Annotated in this window: 19 protein-coding genes and 1 pseudogene; 12 read left to right on the top strand and 8 right to left on the bottom strand. The window is 71.4% G+C overall.

Annotation, left to right across the window (positions count from 1 at the left end; all coding sequences use genetic code 11):
- The gene (gene upp, locus GGQ63_RS14890) at window positions 1-645 is read right to left on the bottom strand and encodes a uracil phosphoribosyltransferase (protein ID WP_183857191.1); all 645 of its coding nucleotides are present in this window, start codon (window positions 643-645) and stop codon (window positions 1-3) included.
- A gap of 135 nt (window positions 646-780) precedes the next feature.
- Between upp and GGQ63_RS14885 the strand changes: the two genes are divergently transcribed.
- Both GGQ63_RS14885 and GGQ63_RS14880 read left to right on the top strand, forming a co-directional pair.
- Window positions 781-1,998, top strand: a complete 1,218-nt coding sequence (locus GGQ63_RS14885) for a phosphopentomutase (protein WP_183857188.1) — start codon at window positions 781-783, stop codon at window positions 1,996-1,998.
- Window positions 1,995-3,110: a PhnD/SsuA/transferrin family substrate-binding protein gene (locus GGQ63_RS14880; RefSeq protein ID WP_183857186.1), complete on the top strand. Its 1,116-nt coding sequence runs from the start codon at window positions 1,995-1,997 to the stop codon at window positions 3,108-3,110. The genes GGQ63_RS14885 and GGQ63_RS14880 overlap by 4 nt, the downstream gene beginning before the upstream one ends.
- 3 nt (window positions 3,111-3,113) lie before the next feature.
- Here GGQ63_RS14880 and GGQ63_RS14875 read toward each other — a convergent pair whose 3' ends face one another.
- From GGQ63_RS14875 to osmF, 4 genes are all read right to left on the bottom strand, one after another.
- Window positions 3,114-3,797, bottom strand: coding sequence for an ABC transporter permease (locus tag GGQ63_RS14875; RefSeq protein WP_183857583.1), 684 nt, complete (start codon window positions 3,795-3,797; stop codon window positions 3,114-3,116).
- 179 nt (window positions 3,798-3,976) lie between these two features.
- A complete protein-coding gene (locus GGQ63_RS14870) occupies window positions 3,977-4,906 on the bottom strand; it encodes an ABC transporter ATP-binding protein (protein ID WP_183857184.1) in 930 nt (309 codons plus the stop codon).
- Window positions 4,903-6,084, bottom strand: a complete 1,182-nt coding sequence (locus GGQ63_RS14865; protein WP_343061160.1) for an ABC transporter permease — start codon at window positions 6,082-6,084, stop codon at window positions 4,903-4,905. Before GGQ63_RS14865 ends, GGQ63_RS14870 begins: the two co-directional genes overlap by 4 nt.
- 24 nt (window positions 6,085-6,108) lie before the next feature.
- Entirely contained in the window at window positions 6,109-7,020 is a 912-nt protein-coding gene (gene osmF, locus GGQ63_RS14860; protein ID WP_183857182.1) for a glycine betaine ABC transporter substrate-binding protein OsmF, read from the bottom strand.
- Window positions 7,021-7,403: 383 nt separating this feature from the next.
- Here osmF and GGQ63_RS14855 point away from each other — a divergent pair, with 383 nt between their 5' ends.
- The 10 genes and pseudogenes from GGQ63_RS14855 to GGQ63_RS14815 all read left to right on the top strand — a co-directional run bounded on the left by GGQ63_RS14855 (window position 7,404) and on the right by GGQ63_RS14815 (window position 22,779).
- Entirely contained in the window at window positions 7,404-12,524 is a 5,121-nt protein-coding gene (locus GGQ63_RS14855; protein WP_183857180.1) for a hypothetical protein, read from the top strand.
- A gap of 2,260 nt (window positions 12,525-14,784) precedes the next feature.
- Window positions 14,785-16,176 (top strand): leucyl aminopeptidase family protein, encoded by a 1,392-nt coding sequence (locus tag GGQ63_RS14850; protein ID WP_425502080.1) that lies wholly within the window; start codon window positions 14,785-14,787, stop codon window positions 16,174-16,176.
- A gap of 67 nt (window positions 16,177-16,243) precedes the next feature.
- Window positions 16,244-16,594, top strand: coding sequence for a MarR family winged helix-turn-helix transcriptional regulator (locus tag GGQ63_RS14845; RefSeq protein WP_183857176.1), 351 nt, complete (start codon window positions 16,244-16,246; stop codon window positions 16,592-16,594).
- Window positions 16,591-17,436: a C40 family peptidase gene (locus GGQ63_RS14840; protein ID WP_183857174.1), complete on the top strand. Its 846-nt coding sequence runs from the start codon at window positions 16,591-16,593 to the stop codon at window positions 17,434-17,436. The genes GGQ63_RS14845 and GGQ63_RS14840 overlap by 4 nt, the downstream gene beginning before the upstream one ends.
- A 30-nt stretch (window positions 17,437-17,466) precedes the next feature.
- A pseudogene (locus tag GGQ63_RS22425) lies at window positions 17,467-17,760 on the top strand (tail fiber protein); the annotation flags it as partial.
- An 83-nt stretch (window positions 17,761-17,843) separates the two neighbouring features.
- Complete coding sequence (locus GGQ63_RS22075) at window positions 17,844-18,188, top strand: hypothetical protein (RefSeq protein ID WP_246429799.1); 345 nt, start codon at window positions 17,844-17,846, stop codon at window positions 18,186-18,188.
- Window positions 18,185-18,655 carry a phage tail protein gene (locus GGQ63_RS14830; RefSeq protein WP_343061159.1) on the top strand — a complete coding sequence of 157 codons (471 nt, stop codon included), beginning with the start codon at window positions 18,185-18,187 and terminating at the stop codon, window positions 18,653-18,655. The genes GGQ63_RS22075 and GGQ63_RS14830 overlap by 4 nt, the downstream gene beginning before the upstream one ends.
- Window positions 18,656-18,735: 80 nt before the next feature.
- Window positions 18,736-20,463 carry a phage tail protein gene (locus GGQ63_RS14825; protein WP_183857170.1) on the top strand — a complete coding sequence of 576 codons (1,728 nt, stop codon included), beginning with the start codon at window positions 18,736-18,738 and terminating at the stop codon, window positions 20,461-20,463.
- A gap of 106 nt (window positions 20,464-20,569) precedes the next feature.
- Window positions 20,570-21,925 (top strand): polysaccharide pyruvyl transferase family protein, encoded by a 1,356-nt coding sequence (locus GGQ63_RS14820; RefSeq protein ID WP_183857168.1) that lies wholly within the window; start codon window positions 20,570-20,572, stop codon window positions 21,923-21,925.
- A 29-nt stretch (window positions 21,926-21,954) separates the two neighbouring features.
- Window positions 21,955-22,779: a glycosyltransferase gene (locus tag GGQ63_RS14815; protein ID WP_183857166.1), complete on the top strand. Its 825-nt coding sequence runs from the start codon at window positions 21,955-21,957 to the stop codon at window positions 22,777-22,779.
- Window positions 22,780-22,791: 12 nt separating this feature from the next.
- Here the strand turns inward: GGQ63_RS14815 and GGQ63_RS14810 are convergent, their stop codons facing one another.
- From GGQ63_RS14810 to GGQ63_RS14800, 3 genes are all read right to left on the bottom strand, one after another.
- Window positions 22,792-23,598, bottom strand: a complete 807-nt coding sequence (locus GGQ63_RS14810; RefSeq protein WP_183857164.1) for a glycosyltransferase family 2 protein — start codon at window positions 23,596-23,598, stop codon at window positions 22,792-22,794.
- 25 nt (window positions 23,599-23,623) lie between these two features.
- Window positions 23,624-24,217 carry a hypothetical protein gene (locus GGQ63_RS14805; protein WP_183857162.1) on the bottom strand — a complete coding sequence of 198 codons (594 nt, stop codon included), beginning with the start codon at window positions 24,215-24,217 and terminating at the stop codon, window positions 23,624-23,626.
- A gap of 134 nt (window positions 24,218-24,351) precedes the next feature.
- Window positions 24,352-25,986: a YadA-like family protein gene (locus tag GGQ63_RS14800; protein ID WP_183857159.1), complete on the bottom strand. Its 1,635-nt coding sequence runs from the start codon at window positions 25,984-25,986 to the stop codon at window positions 24,352-24,354.
- Window positions 25,987-26,083: the final 97 nt, after the last annotated feature.

The raw sequence follows: 26,083 nt of genomic DNA, 5'->3' as shown, positions 1-26,083 counted from the left end.
CTATTTCGTGCCGTACATCCGGTCGCCGGCATCGCCGAGGCCGGGCACGATATAGCCCTTCTCGTTGAGCTTCTCGTCGATCGAGGCGGTGTAGATCGGCACGTCCGGATGGGCGCCGCGGAAGCGCTCGATGCCTTCGGGCACGGCGAGCAGGCAGACGAAGCGGATATCCTTCGCGCCGCGCTCCTTCAGCCGGTCGACCGCGGCGACGGCGGAATTCGCCGTCGCGAGCATCGGGTCGACGACGATGGTGAGCCGGTCGGCGAGATCCTCCGGCGCCTTGAAGTAATATTCGACCGCGACGAGCGTCTTCGGGTCGCGATAGAGGCCGATATGGGCGACGCGGGCGGCCGGCACGAGATCGAGCATGCCCTCGAGCAGGCCGTTGCCGGCGCGCAGCACCGAGGCGAAGACGAGCTTCTTGCCGGCGAGGGTGGGCGCCCGCATCTCGGCGAGCGGCGTCTCGATCGGCGTCGTCGTCATCTCGAGATCGCGCGTCACCTCGTAGCAGAGCAGCGTCGCGATCTCGCGCAGCAACTGGCGGAACTCCGCGGTCGGCGTGCGCTTGTCGCGCATGATCGTCAGCTTGTGCTGCACCAGCGGATGGTCGATGACCGTGACGCCCTCGAAGACCGGCTTTGCCAACGCGTGTTCCTCATCGCTCGCTCGTTTCGCGTCCACGTTAGCGCCGTTCCGCCGCGCTGCAAGCGTGCGCCGCGCTTGTCCCCGTCCGGGCCTGCGGCCTATCCTCGCCGATCCGTCCGTGAGGGGTGAGGTCCGATGCCGCGTGCCGTGTTGATCGTGCTCGATTCCGTCGGCATCGGCGGTGCGCCGGACGCCGCCGCCTATGGCGACGAGGGCGCCGACACGATCGGCCATATCGCTGCGGCCGCCGCCGCCGGGGCCGCCGACCGGGCGGGCTGCCGCGCCGGGCCGCTCCGCCTGCCGCATCTCGACCGGCTCGGCCTCGGCCATGCCGCGCGCGGCGCGACCGGAATTCTGCCGGCCGGCCTTGCCGCGCCGCCGCCGGCCGGCATCGCCGCCCATGCCGCGGAACGCTCGAAGGGCAAGGACACGCCGTCCGGCCACTGGGAGATCGCCGGCGTGCCGGTTCTCTTCGACTGGGGCTATTTTCCCGCGACGCAGCCGACCTTTCCTGCCGCGCTCACCGCGGCGATCGTGGAAGAGGGCGGGCTGCCCGGCATTCTCGGCGACCGCCACGCCTCCGGCACCGAGATCATCGAGGCGCTCGGCGAGGCGCACATCCGGACCGGCAAGCCGATCCTCTACACCTCCGCCGATTCCGTGCTGCAGATCGCCGCCCACGAGACGCATTTCGGGCTCGACCGGCTCTATCGGCTGTGCCAGACGGCGCGCCGCCTCGTCGATCCGCTCGGCATCGGCCGGGTGATCGCGCGGCCCTTCACCGGCGAACGGGCCGGCCAGTTCGAGCGCACGGCGAACCGGCGCGACTATGCCGTGCCGCCGCCCGAGCCGACCTTGCTCGACCGCGTCGTCGCGGCCGGCGGCACGACCCGCGCCGTCGGCAAGATCGGCGACATCTTCGCCCATCGCGGCACCTCGAAGCTCTACAAGGCGAGCGGCAACATGGCGCTCGTCGACGCGACCCTCGCCGCGCTCGGCGAGGCCGGCGCGGGCGATCTCGTCTTCGCGAACCTCGTCGATTTCGACAGCCTCTACGGCCACCGCCGCGATGTCGCCGGCTATGCCGCGGCGCTCGAGGCCTTCGATGCGCGGCTGCCGGAGATCGAGGCCGCGCTACGGCCGGGCGATCTCGCGGTGATCACCGCCGACCATGGCTGCGACCCGACCTGGCGCGGCACCGACCACACCCGCGAACAGGTGCCCGTGCTCGCCTTCGGCCCCGGCATCGCCGGCCGCGACGCCGGGGTGCTGCCGACCTTCGCGGCGATCGGCGAGAGTGTCGCCGCCCATCTCGGCCTTTCCCCCGGCCGCCATGGCAGGAGTTTTCTGTGATCCGCACCGCGCCGCGTCTCGCCGCCCTTCTTCTCGCCGCGACCCTCGCCGGCGCGCCGCACGGCTTCGCGCAGGACGGGGCGCCGGAGCAGGCGGTCTCGGCGGACGAGGCCGGGGCGGACCTCGGCGGGGAAGAAGAGCAGGATCCGGCGCGCGTCTCGGCGACCTTCGGGGCCGAGGGCAGCGGGCCGGGGACCTTCGGGCCGGAGACCTTGGGACCGGAGACTTCGGGGCCGGAGACGACGGGGTCGACGCCCGCCGATCCGGTCGTGCCGCCGGCCGACTGGCGGGCGGCGCTGCCGGTGCTGCGGGTCGGCCTTCTCGCCGGCGCGAACCCCGCCTACCGGCAGGCGCAGGCCGAGCCCTTCCGCAGCGCGCTCGCCCGCGCCCTCGGCATCGACGTCCAGCTCGTGCCGGCAAAGGACACCGGCGCGCTCGTCGCGGCGACGGCGTCCGGCGCGGTCGACTATGCCGTGCTGTCGGCGGCCGCCTATGTCGCGGCCGATGCGCGCTGCGCCTGCGTCGAGCCGCTCGTCCAGCCCACGACGGCCGATGGGTCGACCGGCTTCCGGTCGATGATCGTCGGCCGGCGGGACGGGCCGCATTTGCTCTCCGAGGCGGCGGGCCGGACGATCGCGGTCGGACCCGAGACCTCGCTCGCCGGCCGGCTCGTCCCCTTCGGTGCGCTCGGCGCTGCGGGCACGGCGCCCGAGGAATTCTTCGGACGGATCGTGGCGCGCGAGGACGACGAGGCGCCGGTGCTCGACCTCCTCTCCGGCCGGGCCGACCTCGCCACCGTCTGGACGACCGCGCCGTCCGGCTTCGGCACGGCGCCCGGCTCCGGGCCGGTCGCCGACCTCGCGGCGGAAGGGCTCGTCGCGCCGGACGATCTCGTCGTCCTGTTCGAGGCGCCGGGCGTTCCCTTCGGGCCGCATGTCGTGCGGCGCGACCTGCCGGAGGAGGCGAAGCGGACGCTTTCGAGCACGCTCACCGGCATGGCGGCCTGGCAGCCCGAGGCCTATGACGCGATCGAGCGGCGCTTCGCGGGCGGCTTCGTGCGCGCCGATGCGGCGCGCTACACCGACCTCTCGGCGCTGCTCTCGGCGCGCTGAGGCTCAGGCCGCGGCGCCGGCCGCCCGGCGGCCGACCCGGCGCTCGAGGATCAGCAGCGCGTCGTGGACGAGCACGGCGATCGTCGCCACGACGAGCGCGCCTTCGAGGATGAAGGCGGTGTTGCCCGATTGCAGGCCGGCGAGGATGACCTCGCCGAGGCTCGTCGCCGCGACGGTCGAGCCGATCGTCGCGGTGCCCATATTGATCGTCACCGAGAGGCGGAGCCCGGCGAGGATGACGGGAAGGGCGAGCGGCAGCTCGACGCGCAACAGCCGCTGGCGCGGCGTCATGCCCATGCCGCGGGCAGCCTCGATCGCCGCCGCCGGCACGTCGCGCAGCCCGGCGAGCGTGTTTTCGAAGATCGGCAGCAGGCCGTAGAGGAAGAGCGCGATCAGCGTCGGCTCGGCGCCGAAGCCCACCGCCGGCACGGCGAGGGCGAGCACGGCGACGGGCGGAAAGGTCTGGCCGATCTGCACGAGGGTGCGCGACAGCGGCAGGAAGGCGGCGCCGCGCGGCCGGGTGACGAGGATGCCGAGGGCGAGCGCGACGAGCCCGCCGGCGAGCGTCGCGCCGAAGACGAGGCCGAGATGGCCGAGCGTCAGGTCGACGAGGCTGGTGCGGGCATAGATCGCCGGCGCGCCATTCTGCGTCAGCGGCGCGAAGAGGGGCGCGAAACGCTCGGGCATGAAGAGGAAGGCGAGGAGGAGCGCCAGCGCGGCGAGGCGGAGAACGGCGGGCAGGGCGCGCCGGAGCAGCCCGGCCGGGCGGGCCGCGGCGGGATCGGCCGGCCGGGCGTCCGACGCCGCGCCGGCCGGCACGCGCGAAGGGCGGAGCGGATCGACCCGCCGTCTGTCGACCGCGATCCTCACGACGGGACCTCCGCCCGGCGGCGGAGCGCGGCGAGCGTGACGATGCGCGGCTCCGGCCCGGCGAGCGGCACGGCGTCGGCGCCGCGCGACAGCAGCGCGCCGAGCGCCTCGCGCTGGCTCACATCGGCATCGAGCGGCGGGCCGTCGGCGGTGCCCGGCTCGGCGAGCTCGGCGGCCGGCCGCAGCGAGAGCAGGCGGAAGGCGCGGTCCGACGCGCCGACGAGCTCGGCGACATAGCCGGGCGCCGGGTCGGCGAGGAGGGCGGCCGGCGTCGCATCCTGGAGCAGCCGGCCGGCGCGCATCACGGCGATCCGGTCGGCGAGGCGGATCGCCTCCTCCATATCGTGCGTGACGAGGACGATCGTCGTGCCGAGGCGGCGCTGGATGGCGCCGAGATCGCGCTGCGCCTGGGCGCGGATGATCGGATCGAGCGCGCCGAAGGGCTCGTCCATCAGCATCACGGCGGGTTCCGCGGCGAGCGCGCGGGCGACGCCGACACGCTGCTGCTGGCCGCCCGAGAGCTGCGCCGGATATTTGTCGCGGTAGGCCGCCGGATCGAGGCCGAACAGATCGAGAAGGGCATCGACGCGCGCCGCGATGCGCGCCTTCGGCCAGCCGACGAGGCGCGGCACGGTGGCGATGTTCTGCGCCACCGTCCAGTGCGGGAAGAGGCCGTTGCCTTGGATGACATAGCCCATGCCGCGCCGCAGCGTCTCGTGCGGCACCGTGGCGGTGTCGCGCCCGTCGATCCGCACCGTGCCGGCGGTCGGCTCGATCAGCCGGTTGATCATCCGCAGAAGCGTCGACTTGCCGCTGCCGGAGGCGCCGACCAGCGCGGTGATGCTGCCCCTCTCGATCGTCATCGATACGTCGTCGACGGCGAGCACGTCGCCGAAGCGGCGGGAGAGGCCGTCGATCTCGATCATGGCGGGGGCGTCCTTTCGAGCGCGTCGATCAGGGCGTCGAGGAGAACCGCGCCGACGAAGGCGAGAGCGATGGTCGGCAGGGCGCCGAGGAGGACGAGATCGGTCGCCGCCTGGCCGATGCCCTGGAAGACGAAGGTGCCGAAGCCGCCACCGCCGATCAGCGCGGCGATGGTGACGAGGCCGATATTCTGGACCAGCACGATGCGGATGCCGGCGAGGATGACCGGCAGAGCGAGCGGCAGCTCGACCCGAAACAGCCGCTGGCGGGGCGTCATGCCCATGCCGTCGGCGGCCTCGAGCACGCTCGTCGGCACGCCGGCTATGCCGATCGCCGTGTTCGCCGCGATCGGCAGCAGGGAATAGAGGAAGAGCGCGATCAGGGCGGGCGCCGCGCCGATGCCGCGGATGCCGAGCGCGGCGGCGAGCGGCACATGGGCGGCGAGGAGCGCGAGCGGCACCATCATCAGGCCGTACATCGCCATCGACGGCACGGTCTGGACGATGTTGAGGACCGGCAGCACGGCGGCGCGCAGGCCGGGCCGGCGCGCACAGGCGATGCCGAGCGGCAGGCCGACGATCGCGGCGGCGGCGAGCGAGCCGACCGCGAGGCGGATGTGCTGTGCCCCCTCGCGCCAGAAGGCGGGCGCCCGGTTCGCGTATTCCCGCAGGATCGACAGGCCGTCGAAATGGCCCGAGGCGAACAGGCCGGCGACGGCGAGGATTGCGGCGGCGAGGAGGCCGAGCCGGGCTGCCGGGGAAAGCGAAAGCCGCGCGGTCGCGTCGGCGAGGAGCATGGCGAAGACGAGGACGAGCAGCCAGAAGCCGGCGCCCGGGCCGACCCGGGCGAGCCGGTCGCCCTCGGCGACGAGGTGCTGCGGGACGAGGCCGATGGCGAGCGCCAGCGCGGCGAGGCCGGCGACGCCGGCGGCGAGCCGCAGCCACGGGCCGGTCCGCGGCAGCGCGAGCCCGAGCGCCGCGGCGAGCACCGCGAGGGTGGCCGCCGCCGCGCCGGGCGGCAGCGCCGCGACGAGGCTTTCCGCCGTGCCCGCGACGAGCCGGTTGGCGCGCGCCAGCGCGAAGGGCAGGAGGAGACCGGCGAGACCGGTCACCGCGAGCACGACGCCGAGCGGATCGAGCCGGCCGCCTCGCGCGGCCGGTTCCACGGTGGCGGAGGACACGGGGAGCCCTGCCCGCGCGGGCCGCTATTCGACGAGGCCCCGCGCGCGCAGATAATCCCTCGCGACCTCGGAAGCGGACTCGCCACCGACCTGGACGCGGGCGTTGAGGTCCTGCAGCGTCGCGAGATCGAGGCTCTCGAACACCGGCTTCAGGATCCCGGCGATCTGCGGATCGGCGTCGAGCACGGCTTTGCGGATGATCGGCGTCGGCTGATAGACCGGCTGCACGCTCTTGTCGTCCTCGAGCACGACGAGGCCGACGGCCGAGATGCCGCCATCCGTGCCATAGACCATGGCGGCGTTGACGCCGTCGGTCCGCTCGGCCGCCGCCTTGATCGTCGCCGCGGTGTCGCCTCCCGAAAGCACGAGCAGCTGATCGGGCTTCAGGGTGAAACCATAGGTCGACTGGAAGGCCGGCAGGGCGGCGGCGGAATTGACGAATTCGGCCGAGCCGGCGAGCTTCACCGTGCCGCCTTCCGTCACCCACTTGCCGAAATCGCTGAGGGTGGCGAGGCCGTTCTCCTTCGCCACATCGCCCCGAATCGCGATCGCCCAGGTGTTGTTGGCGGGCGCCGGCGTCAACCAGACGATGCCGTTCGCCGCGCCGTCGAGGGTCTTCGCCGTCTCATAGGCCTTCGCGGCATCCTTCCAGAGCGGATCGTCCGCCTTGTTGAAGAAGAAGGCGGCGTTACCGGTATACTCCGGATAAATGTCGATTTCCCCGGCGAGCAGCGCCTGCCGGACGACCGGCGTCGCCCCGAGCGCGACGCGGTTCTCGACGCCGATTCCCTTCGCCTCGAGCGCCAGCGCGATCATCGTGCCGAGGAGCGTGCCCTCGGTGTCGATCTTCGACGAGACGGTCACCGCCTGCGCCGCGCCGAGCCCGGCGGAGAGCAGCAGCGCGAGCCCGGCGGCCGCGGATTTCCAACGGATCATGGCCTTACCCCCTGTGATCGGCCGGCCTTCGCACGACCGGAGCGTACGTTCGGACATAGGGCGCCCGCGGCTCCCCGACGAGCAGTCTCGCATGGCTAGAACAGAGAGGGAACGATAAAGTTCCCTGGCCGCCGAATTTCATCCCGCCACAACCGATGCGGGAGTCTAGACATGTCTAACGGAGATATATTTATGCCTTATCATCAGGCAGATTAACTCCAAAATGGATCGGATTTTCGTCGCGCCCGCCTTCGTCGGCGGCAAGTGCCCTTGCGATAGGCGTCCGATGCGTGCTCCCTGAGAGTGGGGCGTCCTCTAGGCGTCCGGGGGCTGAAATGCGGCAATCTTCTTTCTCTGCGCGCTCGAGTTGCGCGTTCGTTCTGTTGTCGCTGGTTCTGGGAGGCGGGGCCGCCTCCGCGGATCCGGTCGACTACACCACACCGACCAGCCAGAGCGACACGGGAACGGCGGCCGATCCGGTCACGGGCATTCCCGGCACCGGCCTTTCCGGCACGACCGGCAGCGCGGCGAGCTATTCCTGCGATCAGATGAGCTGGGGCATCGCCTGCGCCGCTTTCTACAGCTTCGGCAGCTACACGACGCATGCCGGCGGCACCGGCATCGACGCGCCGAGCGGGGCGTCGTCGACCACGATCAGCGCGAGCGGCACGAGCGTCACCGCGAGCCCGAGCGGCACGCCGGACGCCGGCACCTATACCGTCTCCGTCTCGCAGCTCGCCAGCGCGATGACGCTGAGCACAGGGACGGGCACGGCCCTCACCGCCTCGACGCCGCTCAACAGCGGCAACGCTTTCGACATCGTGATCACCCCGGAGGGGGAATCCGCGGTGACGATCGCCATGCCGGCCGGCTCGACGCTGGCCGATGTCGAGACGGCGATCAACGGCCACAGCTGGACGGGCGCGACCTTCGCCGCCGAGACGGCGGACGTCACCATTCCGGGCACGCCGCCGACCACCGTGACGGTGCTGACCGTTTCGGGCGAGATCGGCGACGGCCATGATTTCACCGTCTCGACGCAGGCGCGCAATGCGGGCGGCACGCTGATCCTCACCGGTTCCGACCCCACGCCGGTGAGCGAACTCGCGCTCAACCCGCCTGCTGCGGTCACCTTCGGCGACCCGCCGAACGAAGTGACGGTGACGCCGCTCGGCGCGCAGTCGCAGGACGCGATCTACACGATCAACAGCGTGCCCTATACCTCGCCGACGAACAGCCCGACCGAGGGCGGTTTCACCTATCAGCTCGTCGATACCGGCGACACGGTTCTGACCGTCGCCTCGATCCTCGACAACGTGCCCGCCGGTTCGGACGGGGCGACGGGCGGGGCCTCGGCGCCGCTCGCCTATGCGGCCGAAGCCTCGGCGATCACCGTCGGCGGCGCCACCGCGTTCACGCTGTCGACGACCGGCGGCGCGGGCGGCGCGGCGCAGATCGGCGGCACGGGCGGCATGGGCGGCGCGGGCGGCGTCGGCGACACCGGCACGGTGCCGGTTCTGATGGCGATCATCTTCCCGCCGCTCGTCGTTCCGAACACCTCGGCCTATGCGGTTTCCGGCGGCGTCGGCGGTGTCGGCGGCACGGGCGGCAATGGCGGCACGGGCGGCACGGGCGGCATCGGCGGCGATATCGATTTCTCGCTCGACGGACCGGCGACGGCGACGGCGGGCATGCTCGCCGACCTCGCCTCGACCGGCGGTCAGGGCGGCGCGGGCGGAGAGGGCGGCACCGGCGGCCAGGGCGGCACGGGCGCCGACGCGGTCTCGGCGGTCGAGTCGTCCGGCGCGCTGCCGACGCTCGTCTCCGCGGCGGCGAATTCCGGCGGCACGGGCGGCGTCGGCGGCGCGGCGGGGGCCGGCGGCACGGGCGGTGTCGGCGGCACGGTCGACCTGTCGGCCACGTTCGGCGCGGCGACGGTGACGAACGGCTTTATCGCCGAGAGCACAGGCGGCGTCGGCGGCACCGGCGGAGAGGGCGGCACGGGCGGCCAGGGCGGCACCGGCGGCGCCGGCACCGCGTTCACGGCGAGCCTGCTCGGCACGGCGGAGCGGGCGGGCGGCACCGGCGGCACGGGCGGTCTCGGCGGCGACGGCGCGACGGGCGGCACCGGCGGCGCGGGCGGCGCGGCCACCGCGACCTTCGATGCCGGCACGCTGACGGCGACGCAGATCGGCATCGCGGCGCGGAGTGCCGGCGGGACCGGCGGCGTCGGCGGCGAGGGCGGCACCGGCGGCCAGGGCGGCACGGGCGGCGCCGGCATCGGGGCGCAGATCGAGTATCAGAGCATCGCCGGCGACGGCGGCTCGGCCGGCATGGGCGGCGAAGGCGGGACGGGCGGCAAAGGCGGCACGGGCGGCACCGGCGGCACGGCGACCGTCACCACGACCGATCCGCTCGCCCTGATCGTCGCCGGCAAGACCGCCATTCTCGCCGAGAGCCTCGGTGGCGTCGGCGGCGCGGGCGGCGTCGGCGGCACGGGCGGCCAGGGCGGCACGGGCGGCGAAGCCGGCCATGTCGCCACACCCCTCACCGAATCGGCGGGGGTGAGCGGCGATGGTGGTGCCGGAGGCCAGGGCGGCACGGGCGGCGTCGGCGGCGGCGGCGGCAATGGCGGCGCGGTGGTGGTCACCAATGTCGCGACGCTCGCGACGACCGGGGCGGACCATGCCTCGGCGATCCTCGCACAGAGCCTCGGCGGCATCGCCGGCGGCGCCGGCGCTGCGGGCGCTGCGGGCGCGGCCGGTCTGGGCGGGGAAGGCGGTTCGGAGGAATCCTGTAACACCGACGTCGTGCCGCTCTGCAAGACCGCGACCTGGACGGCCGGTGCCGACGGCACCCTTGGCCTCGCCGGCACGGCCGGCGCGCCGAGCGATGTCGGCGGCAGCGGCGGCACCGTCACCGTCACCAATCACGGTGCGGTCGGCACGGTCGGCACACGCTCGGACGGCATCACGGCGCTGAGCGTCGGCGGCGTCAACGGCGACGGCTTCTATGTCGCGCAGAATCTCTTCTGGGACGGCACGCCGGTCGGCGCGCAGGCGGGCGCCGCGGGCGCCGTGACGGTGACCAATGATGCGGCGCTGACGGTCGCCGGCGACGAATCCGCCGGCATCATGGCGCTGAGCATCGCGACGGATGCGGATTCCGGCGACGTCACCGTCTCGAATGCCGGCACGGTCCGGCTCGGCGGCGCCTCGAGCTACGGTGTCGTCGCGCGGTCGATGGTCTATGATCCGGTCGGCGTCGGTCAGTCCGGCGACGTCTCGGTCAGCAATGCCGGCGGTGTGATCGAAGGGTTCACCGCGATCGGGCTCTATGCCTCGAGCGAGAGCGAGATCGGCGATTCGGGCACGGTCTCGATCGACAATACCGGAGGCCGGGTGGCGAGTACGGCGGCGGGGACCAACTCCGCCGTGCTCGGCGAGAGCCTCTCGGCGACCGGCGATTCCGGCCCGGTGTCGTTCGACAACACGGACGGCGTCGTCGACTGGAACGGCACGTTCCGCGCCGTCCGTCTGGTCTCCTCGGCGGCGAGCGGCGACGCCGGCGACGTCACGGCGACGAGCAGCGGCAGCATCGCCTGCGCCGGCGCCGGCTGCATCGCGCTCGAAGTCGAGAGCACCGGAGCGGGCACCTTGGGCGATCTCACCGTCACCAATAAGGGGCTGATCTCCGGCGGCACGGGCGGCCAGGCGATCGCCCTCGTCGGCGGCGCCACCAATTCCGTGGTCAACGACGCGGAGGGCGATCTCGAGGACCCGGCCACGCTCGTCACGCTCGGCGGCATCGCCGACACGGTCATCTCCGGCACCAGCGGCAATGATTCGATCGAGAACCGCAATGGCGGCCTGATCGTCGGCAGTATCTGGCTCGGCAGCGGCACCAACGCGCTGCTGAACGGCGCCGGATCGACCTATGATTCGGGTAAGACAGTCTATCTCGGCAGCGGCAATCTCTTCACCAACAACGGCTATTTTTCGCCGGGCGGGGTCGATTCGGTGATGTCCGCGAGCAATGCGAACGGGCTCACCACGATCACCGGCAATTATCTGCAGAACGCCGACGCGCAACTCGTCGTCGACATCGCCTTCCAGACCGGCGCGCCGGCGCTCGACTACACCGACTTCGTCGCGGTGACCGGCACGGCGCAGCTCGACGGCTATGTGACGCTCAACCCGGCGACCGGCGCCGGCAAACCGGGCACTTTCCACATCCCGATCCTGTCGGCCGCCGGCGGCCTCACCGATGACGGGCTCTCCATCTATCCGACCTTCAGCACCGGCACGCCCTCGACCACCGCGGTGTTCCAGGCGTCGCTCGATTTCGAGGACGGTTCGCCCGACACGCTCTATCTCGACTACGACGTCGACTACGCCCCGGACGGGCTGACCCCCAACGCCAACCGCTATGGCGAGGCGGTCAACGCCATCCAGTCCTTCGGCGTGCCGGCCTATCAGGTGATCGCTGACGAGCTCTTGCAGATTCCGACCCTGCCGGAATTGCAGGCGGCCTATGATTCACTCGACGGCGAGGCGCTCAACGCCGTGCCGGGGGCGACCTTCGCGGCGCGCGCCGCCTTCGCCTCGGCGATGCTCGGCCAGGCCGACGGCGCCATCGGCTGCCGTTTCGATCCGCAGCGGCCGCTGCCCGAGTGCGCCGAGGAGAGCGAGGCCTGGTTCGGGGCGACCCGGCTCGAGGGCGACCGCGACGGCAATCCGAACACGGCGACCACCGAGCAGACGGTCAACGACCTGTCGGGCGGCTATCAGCGGCGTCTGTCTCCGAACGCGCTCGTCGGCGTCGCCTTCTCGATGGGCGATGCGCCCTTCTCCGTGCCGGACCGCTGGTCGAGCGGATCGGTGGTGAGCCAGACGCTCGGTCTCTATGCCGCCGCCTGGTCCGACGCGGGACCCTATGTGAAGGGCCTCGTCACCGGCGGGCGGACCGAAAACGGCATCAGCCGGCTGGCGCTCGGCCGCCTGGTGACCGGCAGTTTCGACGCCGCCGCGCTCGGCATGGCGGCGGAGGTCGGCGTGCGCCACCAGTTCGGCGGGCTCGCGATCTCGCCCTTCGTGCTCGCTCAGCTCGACTGGCTGAAGCAACCGAGCTGGTCGGAGGACGAACCGATCTATGGCAACCACTATGACGGCTCGGATGTCTATTCCCGAATTGTCTCGGCCGGCGCCCGCTTCGACCTGCTCGGCCCGGTCGGCGAGAACCTCCTGTTCGGCGCGACGGGGCGGGTCGCCTATGCGCATCAGTTCGACACGGATCGGTCGCTGACCGCCTATTCGCTCGCCGCGCCCGGGTTCCGCTGGATGGTCGAGGGTCTGTCCTCTCCGGCCGACATCGTCGAGGCCGATCTCGGCCTGACCCTGCGCGACATCGAGGGCTTCCTCGACCTGACCGGCAAGGGCCTGGTGCGCGCCTATTCCGGCGGCTGGGCGACCGGCGCGCAATTCTCGCTGGCGCATCATTTCTGAGGCGGTGGCCCGAGCGGGTCTCGGGTCCGGTCTGGCATGCCGACGTGAGGGCGGCCTCGGTTCTCTCCTCTCGGGAGAGGAACGGGGGCGCTCCCGCCACGCCCGTTGCCCGATGAGACGGGTCCGGGATCCTCGGGTCTCGCCTCGCCGGGGATGACGGCCTGTGGCGGCGTACGTTTTTGCCGCGCCACGATCATGGACCTCGGCTGCGCCGCGCCCGGGCGGCGCGGCGGGTGGCGGTGTCCCCTCGCCCGGCGTCACGAGTATGGACCCCGGCACGGAGGCCGGGGTGACGGGTGCTTCGGGTGCTCTCGGGTGGTGAGGGGGCTCGGCGGCCCCGACGGTCTCGGCGTTCAGCGGCCCGATGGCGCCTTCTCGCATCCGTGAACGGTTTTCGAACAGCCCTCACCATCCGTCATGCCGGCCTCCGTGCCGGCATCCATAATCGTGCGGCAAGGCGTTGTCGTGCCGCCCCTGAGGCATTGCTCGGCTTGATGAATCCCGGGGTTGGCTTCGCCTCGAGATGCCGGGGGTGGCGGTGGCGCACGGGTGGCCCGGCGTCACGAGTATGGACTCCCGGCACGGAGGCCGGGGTGACGGGTGCTCTCGGGTGGTGAGGGGGTTCTCCGGTCCCGACGGTCTCCGGCTTCAGCGGCTCGATGGCGCCTTCTCGCATCCGTGAACGGTTTTCGAACAGCCCTCACCATCCGTCATGCCGGCCTCCGTGCCGGCATCCATAATCGTCCGGCCGGGTGGTGTGAGGGTCGTCCCCATGTGTCATCCCCGCGAAAGCCGGGACCCATCACGCCGCGCGACGGTCGCCCCGATCGGACCCGGCCCGAACTCTGCGCGATGAATCCCGGGTCCCGGCTTCGCCTCGCCCGGGATGCCGGGGGTGGAGGGGGCGCGCGGGCGGCGCGGCGTCACGAGTATGGACTCCCGGCACGGAGGCCGGGGTGACGGGTGCTTCGGGCCGGTGAGGGGGCTCTCCGGTCCCGACGGTCTCGGCCTTCAGCGGCTCGATGGCGCCTTCTCGCATCCGTGAACGGTTTTCGAACAGCCCTCACCATCCGTCATGCCGGCCTCCGTGCCGGCCTCCATAATCGTGAGGGTGGGTGGTGTGAGGGTCGTCCCCATCCGTCATCCGGGCGAAAGCCGGGACCCATCACGCCGCGCGACGGTCGCCCCGATCGGACCCGGCCCGAGCTCTGCGCGATGGGTCCCGGGGCTGGCTTCGCCTCGTTCCGGATGCCGGGGGTGGAGGGGGCGCACGGGCGGCCCGGCGGGTGGCGGTGTCCCCTCGCCCGGCGTCACGAGTATGGACCCCGGCACGGAGGCCGGGGTGACGGGTGCTTCGGGTGCTTCGGGTGGTGAGGGGGCTCGGCGGCCCCGACGGTCTCGGCCTTCAGCGGCTCGATGGCGCCTTCTCGCATCCGTGAACGGTTTTCGAACGGCCCTCACTATCCGTCATGCCGGCCTCCGTGCCGGCCTCCATAATCGTGCGGCAAGGCGTTGTCGTGCCGCCCCTGATGCATTGCTCGGCTTGATGAATCCCGGGGCTGGCTTCGCCTCGTCCAGGATGCCGGGGGTGGAGGTGGCGCGCGGGCGGCTCGGCGTCACGAGTATGGACCCCGGCACGGAGGCCGGGGTGACGGGTGCTTCGGGTGCTCTCGGGTGGTGAGGGGGCTCGGCGGCCCCGACGGTCTCGGCGTTCAGCGGCCCGATGGCGCCTTCTCGCATCCGTGAGAGGTTTTCGAACAGCCCTCACCATCCGTCATGCCGGCCTCCGCGCCGGCATCCCCAATCGTGCGGGTGGGCGGTGTGAGGGTCGTCCCCATCCGTCATCCCGGCGAAAGCCGGGACCCATCAGGCCGCGCGACGGTCGCCCCGATCGGACCCGGCCCGAGCTCCGCGCGATGGGTCCCGCGTCTCGGCTTCGCCTCGCCCGGGATGCCGGGGGTGGAGGTGGCGCGCGGGCGGCGCAGCGGGTGGCGGTACCCCCTCGCCCGGCGTCACGAGTATGGACCCCGGCACGGAGGCCGGGGTGACGGGTGCTCTCGGGGGCGGTGGCGAGCCTCCGTCTTCGGCGCAATCACCTCAACCCCGGCCCTCCCCGACACGGGGGGAGGGAGGGGGCCGACCGGCTGGCGGGGCTGCGGCCGTTCGCGCCTTGCTCCGGGCCGGGCGGGGCGGCATGATCCTTGCCCTTGCCCTTGCCCTTGCCCTTGCCCTTGCCCTTTTCCGCAGTCCGGAGCGCGATGTGAGCGACAGCCTGATCGAGGCGTGCGACCAGCCGACGCCGATCCATGTCGTCGATCCGGACGGGCTCGGCGCCCTCTTCGAGACGCTCTCCGAATCCGAGGCGGCCTGGGCCAGGGCGAGCCGGTTCGACGCCGGCGCCGGCATGGTGGCGCTGCTGCCGACCGCGCTCGGCACGCTCGGCAAGGTGCTGTTCGGCGTCGGCGGCAACGGCGCGGCGCGGAACCCCCTGATGGCGGGCAGCCTGCCCGGCCTGCTGCCGCAGGGCGACTATGATTTCGTCGGTGCGCTGCCCGATCCGCTCCATGCCGCGATCGGCTGGGCGCTCGGCAATTACCGCTTCTCTCGCTATCGGGCCGCCAGCGGACCGGTGCCGCGGCTCCTGCTGCCGAAGGGCGTCGCGCCGCACCGCGCCCGCACCATCGCACGCGCCGTCGCGCTGGTGCGCGACCTCGTCAATACGCCGGCGAACGATCTCGGCCCGGCCGAACTCGCCGAGGCGATCCGCGCCGCGGCGCTTCGCCATGGCGCGGCCGTCGAGGAGGTGGTCGGCGACCGTCTGCTCGCCGCCGGCTTCCCGATGGTGCACGCGGTCGGCCGCGCGGCATCGCCGGCTCGCGCGCCGCGCCTCGTCGATCTCACCTGGGGCGAGGCCGATCATCCGAAAGTGACGCTGGTCGGCAAGGGTGTGGTGTTCGACACCGGCGGGCTCGATATCAAGCCCTCCTCCGGCATGCTCCTGATGAAGAAGGACATGGGCGGCGCGGCGAACGCGCTCGGCCTCGCCGAGATGATCATGGCGATGAACCTGCCGGTGCGGCTGCGGCTGATCGTGCCGGCGGTCGAGAACGCGATCTCGGGCGATGCCTTCCGCCCCGGCGACATCCTGCGCTCGCGCGCCGGGCTTTCGGTCGAGATCGGCAACACCGACGCCGAGGGCCGGCTCGTGCTCGCCGACGCGCTCGCCCTTGCCGCGGAAGAGACGCCCGATTTGCTGATCGACCTCGCGACGCTGACCGGCGCGGCGCGGGTGGCGCTCGGGCCGGAGGTGCCGCCCTTCTTCACCCGCGACGACGCCCTCGCCGCCGCGCTTTCCGGGCACGCCGAGCGGGTCGGCGACCCGCTGTGGCGGCTGCCGCTCTGGCGGCCCTATGCGGCGATGCTCGATTCGAAGATGGCCGACATCAACAATGCCGGCTCGGGCGGCATGGCCGGCTCGATCACCGCGGCACTCTTCCTCGCCCGCTTCGTGCCCGAGGCGATCCCCTGGATCCATGCCGACATCTATGCCTGGAACCCGTCCTCGCGGCCGGCCCGGCCGGAGGGCGGCGAGGCGCAGGCGATCCGCGCGCTCTTTTCCCTCATCGAGGCGCGCTACGGCCGGCCGGCTTGAAGGACGGCGCGCGCCCGGCTAAACGGAACGCCTCCGAAACGATCGGAGCGGGTCGCGAGGTCGAGCCATGCCGGTTGAGCTGAGGCCGAGCCAGGCGCTGCGCCTGTGGCACGACGTGATGTTCGACATCGTGCGGGACGGCGAGCCGGACCTCTCGGCCCGCCAGATGGCGGTGCTCCTCACCGTCTATCTCGAGCCGCCGCCCCACACCGTGCGCGGGCTCGCGGCGAAGCTCAAGGTGACGAAGCCGGCGATCACAAGGGCGCTCGACACGATGGGCAAGCTGAAACTGCTCGATCGCCGCCGCGACGCCGCCGACCGGCGCAATGTCGTCGTGCAGCGCACGGTCGAGGGCGCGCTCGCCGTCGAGCGGCTCGGCGACATGATCGTCGCCCGCACCCGGGAGCTGCCGCTTTGACCGCGCCGCCCGACCGCCGCATCGCCGCCCATCGCCCCGATCTCGCCGACCGCCGGCTCGAGGGTCTCGTCGCCGCCGGGCAGTTCGTCGAGGGCGAACGGTGGCGGATCGCGCTCGCCTCCGTGCCGCTGCGCGCCGCGCCGCGGCCGGACCTTCCCTTCGAGACCGAAGCGCTCCGCGGCGAGGTGGTGCGGGTGTTCGAGGAGACGATCGAGGGCTGGGCCTGGGGCCAGATCGAGACCGACGGCTATGTCGGCTATTTCTCCGCTGATGCACTCGGGCCCCTCGCGCCCGAGCCGACGCACCGGGTGATCGTGCCGCGCACCTTCCTCTATCCGGCGCCGGACTTGAGGCGCCCGCCGCGCGAGGCGCTGTCGCTCGGCGCGACGCTGGCGCTCGGCGAGGCGGTCGAGACCCGCGGCACGCTCTACCGGATGACCGCGGACGGCGCCGCGGCGGTGGTCGACCGTCATGTCGCGCCGCTCGACGCGCCGCATGCGGACGACTGGGTGGCGGTGGCGGAAGGGTTTCTCGGCGCGCCCTATCTCTGGGGCGGCCGCACCAGCCTGGGGCTCGACTGCTCCGCCCTCGTGCAGCTGTCGCTCGCGGCTTGCGGCATCGCCGCGCCGCGCGACAGCGACCTGCAGGAGAGCGCCGTGGGCCGCCCGGCGGAGGGGCCGCCGCGGCGGGGCGATCTGGTCTTCTGGCCGGGCCATGTCGGGCTCGTCGCGGCGGACGAGACGCTGCTGCACGCGAGCGGCTTCCAGATGCAGGTGGTGAGGGAGCCGCTCGCCGGGGCGATCGCCCGGATCGGCGCCCCGCGCAGCATCCGGCGGCTCTGAGGCGGCGGCCGGTCAGACGGTGCACGGACGGTGCGGCGGGAACGGCCGCGAGCGCCGCCGGCAGAGTCGGAACGACCCTGGCGGGTGCAGGCAGAACGGTTGCCCGTCCGATTTGACATCCCGGAATTATGCCCCGAGCCCGATCCCCGGTCGTGGCGGCGCCTGAGGCGGTTGCGGCCGACGCCGGGGAGCGCGCTGGAACCGTATATTGGCGAGATCAGAGCCTTCGCGTTCGGCGCGGTGCCGGCGGGCTGGCTGCCCTGCGAGGGGCAGAGTCTACCGGTCCGGGAATACCAGGGTCTCTACCAGGTCATCCGTAACATCTATGGGGGAAGGAGCCGGAGACCCTTGCCCTGCCCGATCTCCGCGGGCGGGTGCCAGTCGGCAGCGGCGGGGATGGCGACTCTGTGCTCGGCAAGAAGGGAGGCGCGGCGTCGGTCGCTCTCGGGCCGGAAAACATGCCCTCGCATCGTCATACGCTGCAGGTGGCGGCCGCGGCGTCGAAGAGCACCGTTGCCGACAACATCTATGCGTCCACGCCCGGCTATCCGCTCTATGCGGCGTTCGGCGCGACGGTGTTCGCAATCGATTCCGAGATGATCGGGGAGATCGGCGAAGGTGAGGCGCACTCCAACATTCAGCCTTCGTTGGCGAGATTAGACTCTTTACCAGGCCTTACGACACTCCGGGTTGACTCCCCTGCGATGGCACGACGCGCCAGACAACGAGCTACCCGGCTCTCTACGCTGTGATCGGGAATACGTATGGAGGCAATGCAAAGCTCTTTGAGTTCGCGCTTCCAAACCTCACCGGGCGCGCGGCGGTCGGAAGCAATCAGACATTCCTGTTCTCCACGCCCGGCGGCGCGGAGAAGATCGGTCTGACGGCGGGAAACCTCCCCGGGCATCGCCATGGGATGAGCCGGAAGAGCCCGGCCTCGTCGACGTCGAAGAGTAACCTCCCCTCAGCCTCCGCGGACATCGGTGTGCTGGCCCAGCCGTCGGCCAATACGCCCCTGATGATGGCGGAGGGCGATGCGGCGGTGTTGACGCTCGACGAGCGCACCATCGGGTTGACCTCGAACGGCATGGCCGCCCACGAGAACCGCCGGCCGTTTCTCGCGCTCCGCCATCTCATCGCCTGTGAGGGCATCATCCCGGACTCCTCGCCGGGGCCGACGACCGAATGCGCCGATCCCTCCGGGGCAGCGGAGGCGTAATGCGCGGCGCACCAGGGTGACCTTCCCGGTTGCAGAGGGGTTGTCCGGATAGAGGTTGGAACGCGGTTTGTGGGGCGGGGATGGAGCCTTATATCGGGGAGATCAGGCCGTTCTCGTTCGGATCGATCCCGAACGGATGGCTCGCCTGCGACGGCGCGGTGCTGCGCATCATCGAGCCCTACAAGGCGCTGTTCGCGCTGCTCGGCAATCGCTATGGCGGGGACGGCGTCACGACCTTCGGCCTTCCCGATCTGCGCGGGCGCGTGCCCGTCGGCGCGTCGACGACCCGCGACTATTCTTTGGCGGCGGTCGGCGGCGCGGCGGATGTGACCCTCGCCATCGACCAGCTGCCGTCGCATGATCATGCCTTGCAGGTCTCCATGGGGCTGGGCAATTCGGCGAGCGTCCGCGGGACGCTCTATGCCGCCGTGCCGGACCAGCTGGGCAAGCTCTACGCCCCGTTCGGCGACAAGCCTTTTCCGATCGACTCCGACATGCTCGCCCCGGCCGGTGGGGGCGGCCCGCATTCCAATATGCAGCCCTATCTGGCGATCAGTTTCTGCATCGCCTTCACGGGCGACTATCCGTCGCCGGATCGCGGCGAAGCGGGTGCCGTGGAGGCGCGCGACGTCTCCGGCGGCGGCCATCGGCCCGGCACGGCGGCGGTCATCGGCTTCGCGGGAGAGATCCGCCTGTTCGCCCGCGGCTACGCTCCGCAGGGATGGCTGTCCTGTGACGGCCGGCTTCTCGACACGGCCCGCTATGCGCAGCTCTTCGCGCTGATCGGCTACACCTATGGCAGCGCCCCGGACACGACGAGCTTCAGGATCCCGGACCTTGCGGCCCGCGTCGCCCTCGGTCATGGCCGGCAGGGGCTCAACGACTATCCTCTCGGTGCGGCGGAGGGCAGCCCGAGCATCGTGCTGGGCTCGTCGGGCATGCCGCGGCACGGCCACCCCTTCAACGTCACCCACCAGCCGGCGACGTCCTCGTTCCCCGACCCCGATGTGGGCTTCGGCGATGTGGAGGACGGCTATTCCTTCTACATCGATACCGCCAAACCGACCTCCGGGAGCCTCGACTTCAGCTCGCTCGCGGTCAAGTCCTCCGGCGGGGACGTGCCACATCCGAACATGATGCCGTTTCTCTGCCTGAAGGCCATCCTCTGTCCGAACGGCCTCAGTCCCGACGCGCCTCCCGAAGCGGAGGATGCGGCGCCGCGCCAACCGCGTCCCCGGGACCCGGTAGACGACCAGTATATCGGCGAGATCCGGTTGTTCGCCACCAGCTTCCTGCCTTACGGCTGGCTCCCCTGCAACGGGAATGAGTTTGCGGTGAACAGCTATCAGGCGCTCTTCGCGCTGATCGGCTATATTTTCGGAGGGCGTGAGGGGGCTTTCTGTACGCCGATGCTCAACGGCCGCGTCGCCCTCTCGGAAGGCCGGCTCGTGGACTCGGCCGAGGTCTTCAGGGTCGGCGACAGGGGCGGAACGGAGAGCGTCGTCCTGACGGAGGTGCAGATGCCGGCGCACACCCATCAGATGCGCCGCAAGAGCCCGGTCGCGCCCACGTCGAAGACGGCCAACCCGACCGAGGCGTCCGATATCGGTGTTCTCGCACTGGCGGCAACGAACCTCGCCCTGCCCATGATGAGGTCCGGTGGCTTTCCGGACAGCGCGCTCGATCCGGCGACCATCGGCTTCGCCGGGGGATCTCCCAGCGGCACGAAACCGCACGAGAACCGCCAGCCCTATCTCGCGCTCACCTATGGCATCGCCTTCCAAGGCCAATGGCCGTCGCAGCCATGAGGGGCGGCGTGGGCCGACATCGGCCGGGTCCGGCCGCGCGGTGTCCTTGCGCCTCGGTCCGGCGGTATGCGGCGGAGGGCGGCGCGCTCCTGCCGTCGGTTCGCCCGTGCTGACCGGCGTCCAGACGGCCGGCCTCGCGGGGGAGGTCCTGATCCTCAACGACACCGCGCGGCAATACCATTTCGGCTGTTTCGCGACCTCGTCGGCGCTGCACAATCTGCTGCTCGATGACGGCTACAGCGTCGCGACCCTGCCGGTGACGCTGACCCATGCCCTCGCTCTGCCACCGACCCTTGCCGGGCTCGATCCGGGCGCCATGCGGGACGCCGTGCAGGCCGCGGCTCCGGCCGTCGCCGCGGCCCTCGACCAGGCCGATCTGGTGGTCGTTAATGGCGAGGGAACGCTGCACGGTCTCAACCGCGCCCCGCGCAACCTGCTCGGGCTGATGCACGCCGCGAAGGTGGCTTTCGGCAAGCGCACCTATCTCGTCAATCATTCGCTCTTCCCGGCCGACAAGGCGCAGGACCTCGAAGCCGAGCCCATCGCGACCTACCGGCCGGCGCTCGAGGGGCTCGACGGGATCGCGGCGCGCGAGCCGCTCTCGGCCGGACACTATGAGGCGCTGGGACTTTCGGCGGTGCCGTCCTTCGACTTGCTGCCGGCATTCGCCGACCGGATCGGCGCGGTCCACCCGGATGAGGTCCGGGATCCGGACCTCGTCGTGGTCGGCGTCGGGGTCAACTGGCCGGCGGACCGGCTGCGCGGCTTCGCCGAGACGGTCCGGCGCAGCGTGCCGCCCTCGAAGCGGATCGTCTTCCTCGATGGCGCGCCGCGGCGGGAGCCCTTGCAGGAGCGCCTGTTCGCCGAATTGATCGAGGCCGGCGGCACGGGCATCGAGCGCGCCGCGATCATCGGCGATCGCACGCGTCCCGACGGCGTACGGGCGCGGGCCTGGCTGCGTCTGATCGCGCGGGCGGGCCTCGTCGTCACCGGACGCTACCACCATGTCGTCGCCGCCTTCGCCTTCGGCACGCCGGTGGTCGCCCTGCGCTGGATGGAGCGGGCGGGCGTCATCGACCGGCTTCGCGTCGCGCTGCCGCCGCTCGCGCTGTTCGACGCCTTCTGCGCGCGGCTCGAGCCGGAGGACCTCGCGATCCTCTTCGCGATCGCGCCGCCGCGGCGCAACCTCGTCGGCCTGCCGCGGATCGAGCGGCTGATGACCGGAACCCGGATCCTGCTCCTGCTCGAACTGTCCGGCGTGAGCGAGATCGGCCTGTTCGGGACCGATCTCTTCGTCGACACGGCCGACCCGCTCTGGTTCGGCCATGATCCGGCGATCGATCTGATGGTGATCGCGGCCCTCAAGCGGCGGCTCCTGGCGCGGGGCGGAACATTCTTCTGGAACGAGGAGAGCGCCGCCGTCGCGGCGCTCGGGCAACGCCGGGTCGCCGGCGGAGGATGATCCGAGCAGCCGGCGGCATGGGAGCGGCGGTGTCCCGGCGGAGGGAGGGCGAGACGATGCGGGCGGCAGCGGTGGTCGGAGCGCGCAACGAGGAGATCTATATCCGGTCCTGCCTTCGCGGCCTGATCGGCGAGGGGCTCGGCGTCGTGCTGATCGACCATGGCTCCGAGGATGCGACGGTGCGCATCGCCCGCGAGTTTCTCGGCCGCGGCCTGCTCGACATCGTGCCGATGCCCTGGCGGGGCACGTTCTCGATGCAGGCGCTGCTGCGGCTGAAGGAAGAGGTGATCGCCGGGCTCGATCACGACTGGGTGCTGCACATCGATGCCGACGAATGGCCGATGACGCCCGACGCCGGCGAGAGCCTGCTCGACTTCATCGCGGCGGCCGATCGCGACGGCTATAACTGTGTCAATTTCGACGAGTTCTGCTTTCTTCCTCTGGCCGGGGACTGCTATCGGGAAGACCACAAGGACCGGATGCGCGATTATTACTTCTTCGAGCCGCAGTGGCCCCGACTGATGCGCGGCTGGAAAAGGGGGACGGGCCTCTCGCCTGTGGCGAGTGGCGGGCATGTCCTGCGCGGCGGCGATGTCCGCCGCTGTCCGGAATCCCTCGTCCTGCGGCACTATCTCGTGCTCAGCGACGATCATGCCGTGCGGAAATATGTCGGCCGGCGTTTCGCGCAGGACGAGCTCGACAGGGGCCACCACCATAGCCGCACGATGATCACCGCGACGAACTGCCGGGTGCGCGGCTCGGAAGCGATGCGTCGGTTGCCCGAGCCATCGGCGCGCACCTTCGACCGGAGCGCTCCGGTCGCCCGGCACTACTGGGAATGGCCGCTCGCCTGAGCCCGGGCCGCATCAGGTCGCGGTGGCGGGCGGCTTCGCCGATGTCGCACGGGCGGTGAGGTGGGTCGCGAGATTGCCGCGATAGGTGTACTGGCCGAGATGCTCGAGCTGCGCGTGCGGATCGACGAAGATTCGCCCGCCCATGTCGCGCCAGCGGCGGCAGAAGGCGTAGTCTTCGGAGAGATAGCGGCCGGAATCGGGATCCACCATGCAATCGAAGAACAGCCAGTGCAGCGGTGCCCTCGGATTGTCGGGCGGCCCGTCCGGAACGTAGTTGAGGTTCGGATAATGCTGCATCATGCGGAGGAAGACGTTGCGCTTGATGCACATGAAGCCGGTCGGTGCTTCGGCGACCTGGATCAGGCCATCCGGATCGTCGCCGACGACGGGGTCTCCCTTCGCATCGAGGAACGGATTGAACGGAAACTCGGTGTATCGGGTCTCGAACTGTTCGCGCGTCATGCCGGCCGGCGCGCCCTCCGCCGGCCAGTTGAACGCCTTCATCGGGTAGACGCCGGCGACCACGTCGCGATCGGCGAGCAGCAGCCGGAACACCGATTGCGGCGTGAAGGTGATATCGGAATCGATCCAGAACAGATGGGTGAGCGAGGGGTCTTCCAGAAAGGGAATGACGATCCTGTTGCGCGCGCGGGTGATCAGGCTCTCCGAATGCATGTGCAGGATGCAGTCGAGGCCGAAATGCTGGCAATGGAAGGTGAGGTTGAAGACGCTGACCACGTAGTTCATGCTGACCGCCGAGATGTAGCACGGGGTCGCGAACATCACGCGCATCGAGCGAAGGGCAATATCGGGCAGCATGTGGCCGTCCTGTTGGAAACCTGCGTCAGCGCTCGGCGGGGGGTCTCGGCGGCTTGGGCGGCCGCGCCTTCCGCGGCTGCTCGGCGGCCGGCGCCGCGGGGACGTCCGAGACGGCCGGCGGCGGCACCGGGGCCGAGGAACCGAGCGCCACCGACAGGCCGAACAGGCGCCACTGACCATTGACCGGCACATAGCCGAGCTCGAAGTTCACCTGCCGGCCGACCGAGGGAAAGAAGCCGGCCATGCGCATCATGCCACTCGCCTCGATCTGCGGCAGCACCGTCAACTGCGGCTCGAGCACCGCGACGGCGGAGAGATCGAGCCCGTCCTTACGCTGCGCGGCGAAGATCTCGGCGAGGTCGGCCGCGGTATTGGCGCGGAACTCGGGCGAGCCGAGATCGCGCAGCACGGTATAATTGCCGGTCTTGTTGGCGGCGTCGAGCGCCAGCAGGGCGGTGCGGATGAGCGTCAGAACGCCGTTGCGGTCGATCTGCGCCGGGACCGCCTCCGCCTGCTGGGCGAGGGCGGCCGGAACCGCCGCCGGCAGCACGCCCGACGCGAGGTGCAGAAGGGCGGCAGCGGCGGCGAGACGCAGCCCGGCGCGGCCGAAACGGCGCAAGGTCCGCTCCGGACCGCGCGCGGCATGCAGACCCGCGAGGGGGCCGTCGAGATCGGAAGAAAGCGCGCCGGGTCCGCTCGCGCAGCCGGCGACGCGGCGGGAAGCCGCCGCTCTCTCTCTCTCCCGACCCCTCGTCACCATGCGAGCGTCAGGCCGAGCCGTGTGCCGGTGCCGCCATCGCTCAGGCCGGCGCCGATGCCGCCATTGAGCACCGCATACTCGTTGAGGCGGGCCTGGGCCGAGACGGCGAGGGCGCTCTGCCCGTCATAATTGCCGAAATTCGTCGAGATGGCGAAGTTCTTGTCCGACGGCAGAGCGGCTCCACCCATCGCGATGGCGATCGCCGTGCCCTGGGAGGCGCTGCGGGCATTGTCGTCGATCTGCTTCTGCAGCCCGGAGATATCCGATGCCATCGATTCGATGGCCTGGGTGCTCAAGCTCGACGCGGCGAGATTGCCGTTGGCATCCGTTGTGACGAAATAGGTCGTTCCGGTCTGCGCCGCGAGGCTCGCATTGGAGGTGATGCCGGCCGCGGTGTAGGTCGACGTCGAGGTGCCGATCGCGACCTGGTCGGCGCGCGTCGTCGTGGCGCCGGCGCCGATGGCGGTCGAGTTCGCATAGGCAGCCGATGAACCGGTGCCGAAGGCCGAAGCGCCGTTCGCCGTCGCGGACGAGCCGGTGCCGACCGCGAGCGCCGTGTCGCCGGTCGCGACGCTGTCGGCGCCGATCGCCATGGCGGAGGCACCGGTGGCATTGGCCGACCGGCCGAAAGCCGAGGCATACTGGCCGTTGGCGATGCTGTTGGCGCCGATCGCCGAGGCACTGGCGCCGTTGGCGACGCTGTTGAAGCCGCTCGCGAGCGCGTAGTTGCCGGTGGCGTTGGCGCCGCGGCCGACCGCGGTGGCCGCCGTGCCGTTCGCGAGCGACGCCTGGCCGAGCGCGGTGGCGTCGGAGCCGGTGGCGTTGGCCTGCTGGCCGAAGGCCGAAGCGCGGATGCCGCTCGCCACCGAGGCCGAGCCGGTCGCCGTCGCGAGATTGCCGGTGGCGTTCGCGGAATAGCCGCTCGCGGTCGCCTGATTGCCGTTCGCGACGGCGCTGGTGCCATAGGCCGTCGCGCTGGTGCCGTTGGCGATCGAATTGCCGCCGGTCGCGGTCGCATTGTTGCCGTTCGCATTGGCGTTGCGGCCGACCGCGGTGGCGATGGTGCCGTTCGCCTTGCTGTTGTTGCCGAGCGCGGTCGCCGATTCGCCGGTGGCGTTGGCGCCCTGGCCGACCGCCGCCGCCCAGCTGCCGTTCGCGACCGTGCCGTCGCCGAGCGCGGTGGCGCTCACGCCGTTCGCGGTCGCCGAGCCACCGAGCGCCGTGGCGTGCTCGCCCGTCGCGTTGGAGAGCACGCCGACGGCGGTGGCGATGGCGCCGTTCGCCACCGAGCGGTTGCCGACCGCGACCGCCGATTCGCCGTTCGCATTGCTGTTCTGGCCGACCGCCGAGGCATAGGTGCCGTTGGCGATCGCCGCGTCGCCGACCGCCGTGGCGCTCGACCCGGTGGCGTTCGCCCGGGCGCCGACCGCGGTGGCGTCCGCGCCGTTCGCAACCGCGGTGTCGCCGACGGCGGTCGCATTGGCGCCGGTGGCGGTCGCTGTGCCGGGCTCGTCATAAGAGCCCGCGGCGGCGAGGTGGGGTGTCACCAGCGAGATCAGCGAAACGCCGACGATCAGGGAGTGGCGCCGGAGATTCCGGGCGGACGAACGGTACTTCTCGACTGTCAATGCAACCCCCCGATTGCGGCTTTCACAGCCACCGAATCTATCGTTATATAAGGGACTTGCCTTTCGCAAGGTCAGGCGTCGGCGACGGAGGCCGCGT

The organism is Prosthecomicrobium pneumaticum (assembly GCF_014199915.1).
GTDB lineage: Bacteria > Pseudomonadota > Alphaproteobacteria > Rhizobiales > Kaistiaceae > Prosthecomicrobium > Prosthecomicrobium pneumaticum.
This window is presented reverse-complemented; position numbering and strand designations above follow the sequence as displayed.